Raw genomic sequence first — 12,553 nt, 5'->3', positions numbered from 1 at the left:
CTTTTCCGGCAACTTAATACCCGCCGGAATTACTCAATAATGCTTTTTTAATGAGTTGGCATGAATTTCGACATAAATAAATGTACCGTTCAGGCACGGGCATCGATTTATTTCGCTCACTTTTTTTTGCCGGGCTGCATGATACAGTTTTTACCGAAACACTTACATATACTCAGCCATTGGATCCTGATACCCGGAATCGTTTCCGGCTTCATGATAACCCATGCATCAGCACAGACCGCTCCTTGTCCGGCTCCGCCAACGCCGCCGGTTATCAACGGGTCGGCCACAGCTATTTGCCGTGGTGATTCGGTAAAGCTTACGGCGCTGGGTTGCCCCGGAACGGTGGTCTGGAGCACAAACGACACCTTAACAAACATCACCGTCCGCCCGCAGCGAACGACAAAATATACGGCGATCTGCCGCTTGCAGAAAGGCTGCATCAGCTGTTTTGCCGAAGTATATACGATCACTGTAAACACCCCGAAGGCGCCGGTTCTTACACCCGGGATAGCACTTGCCTGCCCTGATGATAACGTCATTTTGTCGGCTACGGGCTGCACAGGAACAGTAGCCTGGTCAAACGGCCATACCGGCAACACACTCAGTATACGATCTGCCTTCACAAGCAGCTACCAGGCTACTTGCAGGGAGTCCGGTTGTGTCAGTGCGCCTTCTCTTCCGGCTATTGTTCAAATTGAGACACCGGTCAAGCCGCTGATTCAGGCAGATAAGCCGGTCATATGCGGTGGTCAGTCGGTGCAGTTAACGGCGGTTGGCTGCTCAGGCACAGTAATCTGGTCAGATGGCTATGCCGGTATAAGCAGACAAATCAGTCCGGCACAGACCAGCAGGTACCGCGCCGTTTGCCGCATCGGTACCTGCCAGAGTGACAGCAGCGACCAACAAACCATTCAGGTTCAGAATACGGCCTTTAAGCCTGCGGTACTAACGCTGGCGAAGAACGGCTGCCCTTATCAGACTGCCGATTTATCCCGGCTTATTCAGGAATCACCGGCAGCCACGCTGAAAGGCAGCTGGCTTTTCCGTACCGGCCCGTCGGCAAGTGCCCCCGCTGTTCAGTCGCCGACTGCGGTCGAAAGCGGAACGTATTACATTATTTTTCAGGACAATAGCGGTTGCTATAGCGAACCGGTTGCCGTAACGGCCGTTATCTCGGCCTGCCAGAATGCCATTCCGGTTTGTATCAGTAATCCGGCCCGTATCGTGGCATGGGTCGACAGCCTGGATTTTCAGACACGCGCTATCCGGGTAAAAGCACAGCTGCGGGGCGTAGCCCAATCGCTGACCTGGCAAACAACGGGCAGTGGCCTGATCGTTGATCCGACCTCTCTCACCACCCGTTATCTGTTTTCAGATGCCGACCAGCAACGCGGTGCTGTTGAGTTCACACTATCGACACCCGATCCCGACGGCAATGGCCCCTGCACAGCTGCCACGACCAAACTGACAGCCACCATCCCGGCCCGAAACGCCCCGTCAACCGAGTTGATCGGACTCAGCAAAAAAGCCTTTGACCCGACCTGGGTCAGTAATAGTGTGGTTGAGGTCTCCTATCAGCTGACCGTGACCAATGCCGGCAAAAACCAGTTGACGAACGTACAGGTTTCTGACAATCTCACCCGTGCTTTCACCGCGTCTGGTGCTGCCATCCAGCGTGTAACGGTACGGACCGATGCCGGCTGGACAGCCGCTGCTACCTATACCGGTCAGCAGGCTGATACAACCTTACTGGCGGCCGGTCAGTCACTGGCAGCCGGTGCCAGCAACAGTATTTATCTGACCGCCCGCATCGATGTCGGTCAGGCAAACACACTGACATTTGAAAACAGCGCCTGGGCAACAGCTACCGATGTTTCTGGCATGATTTGCCGGGACAAGTCAACCAATGGCACCAATCCGGACCCTGACCAGAACGGCAATCCGGGAGATAATGCAGACCCAACTGTTATCGCGTTGCATGCTGCCGCTACGGAAGGCAGCACCGTTTTTATTCCGGAAGGGTTTTCACCAAACGGAGACGGAGTAAACGACCGCTTCGTGATTCAGCAGGTGCCAACCGGTATCCGGGTTGATCTGGAAGTACTCAACCGCTGGGGTCATGTGGTCTACCGCAGTCAGGATTACAGAAATGACTGGGATGGCCGGCCAAATCAAGGCATTGGCGCGGCCGGAGCCGGCGTTCCGGAAGGTACCTATTTTTACATTGTCCGGCTCAGCAATGGCAGGGAGTTTACGCGGTTTATGACCATAAGCCGATAAAAACACCACAGAGGTAATGCATTTTACGTGAGTGACTTAGCCCCTAAGGCTATCTATGATACAAAATGGTAAGCGCCGAATAGTCTATAATTTTTATAGAAATATTTCGTTCGTCGTACAAAACAACTATTAATTTTGTGCAATACGCATGAATAAGCTCGGAGTAATCGGTTTCGTAATGGGAGTATTCTGCCTGATTGGTTTGGTGTCCTGGGCACCGGCAGATCGGGAGGTGCTGTCGCGTAAAAACCCGGGCCGGACCGCATCTACGTCAATCGGGGATAAACCCGTTGCTAAAGCCGTTAAGGGACCACGTGTTACACCGGATTCCCTTCTTCGTCAGGCAGACCGGTTGGCCAGCTGGAAATCTTACGGCCGTGCCATCGAAATCTATACACAATTACTGGAAGATACCGATCGCCGGTTGACATCCGCTCAGCGGAATAACGCCCTCAGCGGGCTGGCGTTTGCCTATAAACAGGCCGGTGACCTCAATAAAGCAGAACGGACCTACCGTATCTTATTGGATGCGAATCCGAATCCGGACCCTAAATGGGTACTGTCGTTTGCCCAGGCCCTATCCGGAAACGGCAAATTAGCGGAAGGCCAGGAGCAATATGACCGTTATCTGAAACTTAAAGAAGCCGTTATCACACAGCGGGCGTCTGAGCAGCCTATCATGGTCGGCGATCAGGGAAAACGGAATGAGTCGGTTAAATACCGGCTTGAGTATCTGGCACTGAATACCCGCAACGAAGAGTTCAGCCCTGCTTTCTACCGGGACGGGTTGGTATATGTAGCAGGTAGTAAAGGCGGTTCAACCATTGAGACCACCGGCAGCGGCGGTGGTTCGGGTTACCTCGATTTGTTTTACGTACCGAACCGGAACCAACTCAAAGTCGCAGAAGTCATCAATGCCGACGGATCGACAACCAAAGGCCAGAACGACCGTGTCAAAAGCACCAAACGCAACGGGGTAGATGACTATACCCGCCCGACCGCCAACGACTCCCGCACGGTCATGAGCTACGATGGCGGTATCAACATCAGCGAAGGCCTCGGATATGACGCACGACCCAAAAATCCGGCGCAGCGCTTCAGCCAGTCGCTCAATACCCGTTACCACGAAGGCCCTGCAACATTCTATCAGGATGGCTCGCGGGTGATTTTTACCCGGAATAACTTCAACGGCGGCCGTGCCCGGAAAAGCACAGAAGGCGTTAACAAACTGAAATTATACACGGCTGTTCAGCAGAATGGCGAGTGGATGAATATTGAGGAACTGCCGTTTAACAGCGATGAGTATTCGGTCGGGCACCCGAGCCTGGGCCGTGACCCGAACGGCAACCCCGACCGCCTGCTCTTTTTCGCTTCTGATATGCCGGGAGGGTTTGGCGGCAGCGATATTTACGTATCCCGCTGGGAAAACGGTAACTGGTCGAAACCCGTTAATCTGGGCGCTACAGTTAATACAAAAGGCAATGAACTCTTCCCGTCTGTCGACGAGATGGGTAACCTCTACTTTGCGTCTGACGGCCTGAAAGGACTGGGCGGGCTTGATATTTTCTATGCCAGTATGGCGGGCACTACCGTCCGGAGCGTTGACCATCTGGATGCCCCGATCAACTCCGCACAGGATGATTTCGGGCTGATTGCCAAAGGCGACCGCCAGTCGGGTTACTTTAGCAGCAACCGCCGCGATGGCAACGACGATATTTACCGCTTCGTCCGCGAAAGTTCAATGTACAACTGCCGGAATCTGACCCTCCGGATTTATGACACCGACACCGACCAACCGCTCGACAGTGTGCAGGTCGACATCAAAGCCCGCGGCGAAGGACGGCCCGATCAGCAGGTCTTTACCGACCGCAACGGGTTGCTGAAATTATGCCTGGAAGCCGATAATGACTTCATGTTTACAGCCTCAAAAGATGCTTATATCAGCAGCACCATTGGTTTTACAACCCGCTTCCTGACCGATGATCAGCCAAGCCGGCTTGAAATGGCACTGGCCAAGCCAACCATGCTCATTGATACACTTGACGACCCGACCTCGGCCTCCGCTAATCAGATCAATCTGAATGCGTCGCGGGTACGGGGGGTCATCCGGAGTCAGAAAGACAAGAAACCAATTGAAGGGGTTCTGGTAAAGCTGCGGAATGACTGTAATGGCCAGATTCTGAGCACAACCACCGGCCCTGACGGTAGTTATGTGTTCAACCTGGTCGAAGGGTGTGACTATACGCTGATCGCCACCAAAGAGCAATACGGCACCAACACGAGCAAGATCAAAAAGCTGCCGAAAAAGTCGAAGCCTAAAGAAGTCTCGGCCGACCTGCGCATGCTTGGCCTTGGCGAGATTGTTCCGATTGACGAAATACATTTTGACCTCGATAAAGTGAGTTTGCGTCAGGAATCTCAACGGGAGCTGGACAAGCTGGTTGCCACACTGCGGCGTTATCCGTCGATGGTGATCGAAATCCGGTCGCATACCGACAGCCGGGGCGATGCCGCCTACAACAAAACCCTGTCGTCACGGCGTGCCCAATCAGTGGCTACCTACATTGTTTCGAAAGGAATCAGCCGCAAACGGATTGTCGCAAACGGGTATGGTGAGTCGCTGCTGCTGAATAACTGTACCGATGGTATTATTTGTACCGAGGCCGAACACCAGCGCAACCGCCGGACCGAATTTAAAGTATTAGCCATAAAATAATCCTTGTCTGTTTAGCGGTTTGTCTGTTTGTTTGTTATCTCAATCAACAACCGCTAAACAGCCGAATCACCCTTTATGGTCGTTTTCCCGACGAGCAAGATTAATATCGGTCTACAGATTACCGAAAAACGTCCTGACGGATTTCACAACCTTCTTTCGTGTTTTTACCCGGTTGGCTGGGGAGATGTCCTGGAACTGATACCCGCCGATACCTTTTCGTTTTCGGCAAGCGGTATTCCAATCGATGGCCCTCCCGAAAAGAATCTCTGCGTACGTGCCTATAACGCCCTCAGCGCTGATTTTAAGCTGCCACCCGTTCACCTGCATCTGCACAAACTTGTCCCGATTGGGGCGGGCCTGGGCGGTGGCTCTGCCGATGCCGCTTTCGTGCTGAAAATGCTGAATGAACGTTTCGGGTTAGGCCTGTCCGTTTCGCAACTGGAAGACTATGCCCGGCCCATCGGCAGCGACTGTGCGTTTTTTATACAGAACAGGCCTTTATACTGTGTCGAAAAGGGGGATGTTTTTAAGGAAATTGCCGTTAATTTAGCTGGTTACCATATCGTACTGATTTATCCGGATCTGGCCATTTCGACAGCAGAGGCGTATGCCGGTGTTGTACCGGAAAAACCGGCTATTCCGCTTGATATCTTGCTGACGCAACCTATACAGGAATGGCGTCATACAGTTATCAACGACTTTGAGAGAAGTCTTTTTCCGCGTTATCCGGTATTGCAACAGGTAAAGAACTCCCTGTATGATCTGGGAGCCGTTTATGCCAGTATGAGCGGTTCAGGATCAACAATCTATGGAATCTTTGCCAGTGAACCGGAACTCAACAGTCGATTCAGCCATTATACTGTATGGCAGGGTAAGTTACTCTAAGCGCAAAAGGCTTTAGGATGAGCAATATCTTCACGAAACGGCGGGAGCCGTTCCGCTTTATGGTCTGGCTGGGCATTGCCGGCAGTGTGCTCCTCTTTCTGGTACTTCTGGCTACCTATCTCCTCCGGAGCGGTGGCCCGGGCTGGAAACAGGTAGCGTTGCCGAATGTCTTTCTCCTTAGTACAGTTGTTATTTTACTAAGCAGTCTGACCTTACATACCGCCAATCAGGCATTCCGTAATGAGCGTTTTCCCATGTACCGTACCTACATGGGCATGACCCTGCTGCTAGGGATTCTATTCATGGTTTTACAAGCCTGGGGATGGCGGCAGATGGTACTGGCAGGGATCGGTTTACAGGCTAATCCGGCAGGCGGATTTGTATATATCCTCTCGGGCCTGCACCTGCTGCATATCCTGATCGGACTTATTTTCCTGACCATAGCCTTTGCCGAAGCCATTCGCCGGCGACAATATATCGATGCTTTCGTGTACAGCGTCAATCCGCCCAATCAGCTCAAAATCAAGCTAATGACGTTATACTGGCACTTCGTAGATATCCTTTGGCTCGTTGTGTTTGCTTTTCTGCTCATCCACCACGGCATTGACTGGCGGTTTACATTTTAATTTTTTCACGGAGTTGGTACCTGTTACTGTATTAGTGAGTTGCTGATTGTTTTCGCAGGTTAGTGAGATATAGCCACCACCGAACAACCAGCAACCCAATAACTACCCCAACAGAACCATCAGCAACAAAACAGTTATCCCAAGTCTTTAACGATCAGTTGCACCGTATAGCGGCTTTTCTGCTCCAGCAATACTTTTTTATTGACGCAGACACGATCAATGGTTTCCTGATTGTAGTAACGGATCGTAATCAGCTCAAGGCCACCGTTATAGCTCACCCGAAAATCTTCGCGCAGCTGATCGATCAGAGCCGGTATTTTTTCCGGATGGTTATCTACGGCCACCGAAAAGCTGATAGCAGTGTGCTGCATCAGGTTGATTTTTACACCCGCTTCCGCAAACCGGCTGAAAATCCGGCTCAGGTTATCTTCGGCGATAAACGAAAAATCTTTGGGATGCAGCGAAATCAGGGTCTGGTTGATCTTGAAAATAAACGACGGAACCGGCAGATGGTTGTTAAACTCCCCAACCACGGTCCCTGGCGCAGCAGGCTCCAGAAACGACCGTACGTACAGTTTAATCTTCTTATTCTGAAGCGGTTTTATCGTCTTGGGGTGAATGACAGTCGCGCCATAGTAGGCCAGTTCGATGGCATCCTGGTAGGTAAGCTCCGGAATCAGCTGTGTATCGTCGAACCATTTCGGGTCGGCATTCAGTACACCGGGAACGTCTTTCCAGATGGTTACGTCATCGGCGTTGAGGCAGTAGGCAAAAATGGCCGCTGAGTAATCGGAGCCTTCACGGCCCAGGGTTGTGGTGTTGCCGTCTGCCGAACGCCCCATAAAGCCCTGCGTGATGGTAATGGTCTGTGGCGGAATGCTCTTACTGTAATCCTGAATCAGCCACTCGGTTTCTTCCCAGTCGACTTTGCCTTCCCGAAACGTACCGTCGGTGCGGATCAGCAACCGGGCATCGGTCCATTTAACGGGCATTTTCAGCTTGCGGAGGTAGGCCGCAATGATTTGCGTGGAAATGAGTTCGCCTAACGAAACAATCAGATCATACACCTGATCGAAAGAGCCTTCAACCGGGCGCAGGAGGTAGGTTTTAATCTTGTCAAATGATTCCAGTACAATCTGGAAGGTTTGCGTAATGTCATCACCCGCCAGATCGCGCATGATGCCTTTGTGGTAAGCCCTGACCGTCTGCCATCGGGTCATTGCTTCCGCCGGATTACCCTGATAATAGGCCGCGGCCACATCTTCCAGCGCATTCGTTGTTTTCCCCATGGCCGACACCACAACAACCAGCGGCTGGCCCTGATAAGCCTGTAGAATTTGGGCAAGATTGCGTACGCCTGCCGCATCTTTGACAGATGCTCCTCCAAATTTAAAGATCTTCATAATGTTTGGGTTAGTAGAGAAACGCAAAACAGGATTAACAGTAACTACCCGAAAGCAGTAACCATTAACCCTGTCCTAAAATACGCAAATATTAAATCCTGACGGATGAACCCGCAAACATTAATTCACGAACCGCTTCGGCAATACCTTCCGGATCGAATCCACACTCCCGGTGCAGTTCGATTTGTTCGCCGTGTTCGACAATTGCGTCCGGAATACCGAGCCGCTTCACGCGGGCCGCATAGCCATGATCAACCATGAACTCCAGAACAGCACTTCCGAAACCTCCCTGCAGACAGCCATCTTCTACCGTTAACACACGGTCAAAACGCTGGAAAATGGTGTGCAGCAATACTTCATCCAGTGGTTTGGCAAACCGCATATCGAAGTGTGCCGGACGCAGCCCTTCTTTTTCAAGCATGGCCGAAGCTTTCACGGCATAGTTGCCGATGGGGCCGAACGTCAGTATAGCAACGCCTTCACCATCCTGTACCATGCGTCCTTTCCCGACCGGAATTTCTTCGAACGGAGTCCGCCAGTTCGGCATAACGCCTTCGCCGCGCGGATAACGGATTGTAAAGGCCTGTTTGCCAGACTGAATGGTGTCAGATGCTGCCGTGAACATCATATTCCGGAGCTCTTTTTCGTTCATCGGCGACGCCACAATCATATTCGGAATACAGCGCATGAAGGCAATATCGTAGGCACCGTGGTGAGTCGGTCCGTCGGCACCGGCAAAACCGGCACGGTCAAGACAGAAAACAACCGGTAATTCCTGAATACAAACGTCGTGGATTACCTGATCGTAGGCACGCTGCATAAAGGTGGAGTAGATGTTACAGAACACCACTTCGCCCCGCGTTGCCATACCGGCCGAAAACGTCACAGCATGTTGTTCGGCAATCCCTACGTCGAACGCCCGCTCCGGAATAGCCTTCATCATGAGATTCATCGACGAACCCGACGGCATAGCCGGTGTTACGCCCACAATACGCTCATTCGCCTGCGCCAGTTCAACCAGTGTATGTCCGAAAACATCCTGATACTTCGGTGGCTGCGGCGTTTCGTATACTTTTTTCTTGATTTCACCCGTCACCTTGTCGAACAGCCCAGGCGCGTGCCATTTGGTCTGATCTTTCTCGGCCGGGCCGTATCCTTTTCCTTTTACCGTTACGCAATGCAACAATTTCGGGCCGGGAATATTTTTCAGGTCTTCCAGTACGCTGGTCATGTGGTCGATATCATGGCCATCAATCGGGCCGAAATACCGCAGATTCAGCGATTCAAAGAGGTTGCTGCTTTTCAGGAGCGTAGCTTTCATCCCCGCCTCTACCTTCGACACAATCTCCTGCGCACTCTTACCGAACGTGCTCATTTTACCGAGCAGATTCCATACCTCATCCTTCACCCGGTTATAGGTGTGTGAAGTAGTAATATCCGTCAGGTATTCTTTGAGCGCCCCCACGTTCGGGTCGATACTCATGCAGTTATCGTTCAGCACGATCAGCAGGTTGCTGTTTGTGGCTCCTGCGTGGTTCATGCCTTCAAACGCTTCGCCCGCCGTCATCGCCCCATCGCCGATGACAGCGATATGGTGGCGGTGCATCTGGTTTTGCAGCTGCGACGCGACAGCCATCCCCAAAGCAGCCGAAATAGAGGTAGAAGAGTGGCCTACACCAAAGGCATCATACGGACTTTCCCGGCGTTTCGGAAAACCAGATAGCCCGCCATAAAACCGGTTGGTATGAAACTTATCCCGGCGACCGGTCAGAATCTTATGGCCGTATGCCTGATGGCCTACGTCCCAGATCAGCTGGTCATCGGGTGTGTTGAAGATGTAGTGTAATGCGACTGTAAGCTCGACAACACCGAGGCTGGCACCGAAGTGACCACCATATACGGATACGTTGTCAATGATAAACTGACGAAGCTCGTCACAGACTTGCGGCAGTTTTGTTTTGTCAAGCCGCCGAAGATCTTCGGGCGTATTGATGGTGGCTAAAAGTTTACCGGGAGTGATTAACATACGCGACGACGAGAAGTGCCTGTCATGCAACAACTAACTTAACCTACCTTTTGTTTTGTGTCTCCTCGAAATGACAGTTTTGAGGAGTTCGGAGCGAATGTAATGGATTTTTCAATACGCGTGCCCCTCTTTGTATCAGAGGGGCACGCGGCTCCTTAAAAAAACTTCAGCTTAACCACCTCTTTAGGCTCGAGGAACCGCCATTTTCCACGTGGCAATTCCTTCTTGGTCAGGCTGGCATATGTTGTACGATCCAGCTTAGTTACCTCATAACCAAAGTGTTCGAAGATACGACGCACAATCCGGTTACGGCCACTATGGATTTCAATACCAATCACCTGGGCATCCGGTGTTACAATGCCTAAATCATCCGGCTTAATCAAACCGTCTTCCAGTTCCACCCCGTTCCGGATCGCCTCAAAATGCTCTTCGGTCAATGGTTTATCGAGTTCAGCCTGATAAATTTTCCGGATATTGTTTGACGGATGCGTTAATTTTTCGGCCAGTTCACCGTCGTTTGTCAACAGCAAAAGACCGGTTGTGTTACGGTCGAGGCGACCAACAGGATACATGCGGTACGGGCCTGCATCAGCCACCAGTTCCATCACTGTCCGACGCTCTTCCGGATCATCCGTAGTAGTGATATAGTCTTTCGGCTTATTCAGCAGCACATAGACCATCTTTTCCGGATTCAGCACCTTTGTCCCAAACTTTACCTTATCGTTTGGTTTTACTTTATACCCCATTTCGGTAATGACTTTGCCATTTACCGTAATATCGCCACTGGCAATCAGGGCATCGGCTTCACGGCGCGAGCAGATACCGGCGATGGCAATATACCGGTTGAGCCGTACGGTTCCGTCATCGACTGACTTGTGGCTGCTTTCCTCGCGGGCTGCTGCCTTTTTTTTGCCCGCCGGCATTTTTTCACGCAAGGCATCGAGGTTATAGTTCGGTGCTTTTTCAAACTTACCTACACGGCGCTCGCGGCTATCCAGTGTTTGCTCCTTAGAAAAACGGCCGTTTTCGGCCTCTTCCTGCCGGCCAATTCTGCGTCCTTTCTTTTCGTCACGGTCGAAGCGCGGTTTGCGGTCGCCATCACGGTCGCGGCTGAACGGTTTGCGGTCGCCACCATCGCGGCTGAACGGTTTGCGGTCGCCATCACGGTCACGGTTAAATGGTTTGCGGTCGCCACCATCGCGATTGAACGGTTTGCGGTCATCGCCGTCACGGTCGAAGCGTGGTTTACGATCGTCGCCGTCACGGTTGAACGGTTTACGGTCGCCGCCCTCACGGTCGAAGCGTGGTTTGCGATCGTCGCCGTCACGGTTGAAACGTGGCTTGAAGTCACTACCCTCACGGTCACGGCTGAACGGTTTACGGTCATCGCCGTCGCGGTTGAACGGCTTGCGGTCACCACCCTCACGGTCGAAGCGTGGTTTGCGGTCATCACCGTCGCGGTTGAAACGTGGCTTGAAGTCACTACCCTCACGGTCACGGCTGAACGGTTTACGGTCATCGCCGTCGCGGTTGAACGGCTTGCGGTCACCACCCTCACGGTCGAAGCGTGGTTTGCGGTCATCGCCGTCGCGGTTGAAACGTGGCTTGAAGTCACTACCCTCACGGTCACGGCTGAACGGTTTACGGTCATCGCCGTCGCGGTTGAACGGCTTGCGGTCACCACCCTCACGGTCGAAGCGTGGTTTGCGGTCATCGCCGTCGCGGTTGAAACGTGGCTTGAAGTCACTACCCTCACGGTCACGGCTGAACGGTTTACGGTCATCGCCGTCGCGGTTGAACGGCTTGCGGTCACCACCCTCACGGTCGAAGCGTGGTTTGCGGTCATCGCCGTCGCGGTTGAAACGTGGCTTGAAGTCACTACCCTCACGGTCACGGCTGAACGGTTTACGGTCATCGCCGTCGCGGTTGAACGGCTTGCGGTCACCACCCTCACGGTCGAAGCGTGGTTTGCGGTCATCACCGTCGCGGTTGAAACGTGGCTTGAAGTCACTACCCTCACGGTTAAACGGCTTGCGGTCATCGTCCGGACGGCTGCCAAATCCGCGTTTTTCGCGGTCGAAGCCGGCATTGCGTGGCCGTTCTCCCCGCTCATCATCCGGCCGGTTGAAACGTGGCCGGTCGTTGTCGCGGTTAAAACGTGGTTTATCGTTATCGTTGTTGAATGGTCTGTTTTGTCCGAACCGGCGCTCACCGTCTCCGGCTCCGCGCGGGCGATCTGTATTGCCAAATTCGCGGCGTTGGCCACCAGTCTGGCGTCCTTCGCCACGGCGGTCATTTCCAAAGCGGTCGTCCTCGCGACGGCCAAATTTCCCACGGCCACCCTCGCGGCGGTCGTTTCCTTCGAAGTCGTTATCTCGTTTCATGGAATTGTACAGTAATTGTTACTGTTGTCGACATGCATAGCTGCTGATAATCAGCTTATTTTTATTTATAGCTTGTAAAAGGGATGCAAAGTTACAGCTTTTCTGATTAATGCCGGAATAAAGCCCGTCATCCATCAAAAAAAGACATTGGCTACTCTCCGTCAGTCCCTTACTTTTCAGGCTGATTTGCGTATTTTGGCCCGCAAAACGCACTTCTCTCAACAACGTAA

General features: G+C 52.4%; 7 protein-coding genes. 4 read left to right on the top strand and 3 right to left on the bottom strand.

Translation table 11 applies throughout. The features are described from left to right. Window positions 1-213: 213 nt before the first annotated feature. From BLX24_RS04090 to BLX24_RS04075, 4 genes are all read left to right on the top strand, one after another. Window positions 214-2,283 carry a T9SS type B sorting domain-containing protein gene (locus BLX24_RS04090; protein ID WP_177225773.1) on the top strand — a complete coding sequence of 690 codons (2,070 nt, stop codon included), beginning with the start codon at window positions 214-216 and terminating at the stop codon, window positions 2,281-2,283. Between the two features lie 148 nt (window positions 2,284-2,431). After that, window positions 2,432-4,999, top strand: coding sequence for an OmpA family protein (locus BLX24_RS04085; RefSeq protein ID WP_071501834.1), 2,568 nt, complete (start codon window positions 2,432-2,434; stop codon window positions 4,997-4,999). Between the two features lie 75 nt (window positions 5,000-5,074). Then, window positions 5,075-5,884 (top strand): 4-(cytidine 5'-diphospho)-2-C-methyl-D-erythritol kinase, encoded by an 810-nt coding sequence (locus BLX24_RS04080; protein WP_071501833.1) that lies wholly within the window; start codon window positions 5,075-5,077, stop codon window positions 5,882-5,884. Window positions 5,885-5,901: 17 nt separating this feature from the next. Next, entirely contained in the window at window positions 5,902-6,510 is a 609-nt protein-coding gene (locus tag BLX24_RS04075; protein WP_071501832.1) for a cytochrome c oxidase subunit 3, read from the top strand. Window positions 6,511-6,644: 134 nt separating this feature from the next. Here BLX24_RS04075 and BLX24_RS04070 read toward each other — a convergent pair whose 3' ends face one another. The 3 genes from BLX24_RS04070 to BLX24_RS04060 form a co-directional block, all read right to left on the bottom strand. Continuing rightward, window positions 6,645-7,913, bottom strand: a complete 1,269-nt coding sequence (locus BLX24_RS04070) for an aspartate kinase (protein ID WP_071501831.1) — start codon at window positions 7,911-7,913, stop codon at window positions 6,645-6,647. 91 nt (window positions 7,914-8,004) lie between these two features. After that, window positions 8,005-9,939 (bottom strand): 1-deoxy-D-xylulose-5-phosphate synthase, encoded by a 1,935-nt coding sequence (gene dxs / locus BLX24_RS04065; RefSeq protein ID WP_071501830.1) that lies wholly within the window; start codon window positions 9,937-9,939, stop codon window positions 8,005-8,007. Between the two features lie 155 nt (window positions 9,940-10,094). Continuing rightward, complete coding sequence (locus tag BLX24_RS04060) at window positions 10,095-12,323, bottom strand: pseudouridine synthase (RefSeq protein ID WP_083421792.1); 2,229 nt, start codon at window positions 12,321-12,323, stop codon at window positions 10,095-10,097. Between the last annotated feature and the right edge of the window lie 230 nt (window positions 12,324-12,553).

The organism is Arsenicibacter rosenii, assembly GCF_001870735.1.
In the GTDB taxonomy this organism is placed as follows: Bacteria; Bacteroidota; Bacteroidia; order Cytophagales; family Spirosomataceae; genus Arsenicibacter; species Arsenicibacter rosenii.
Note: the sequence above shows the minus strand (reverse complement) of the source record. Positions and strands in the feature narration are given on the sequence as shown.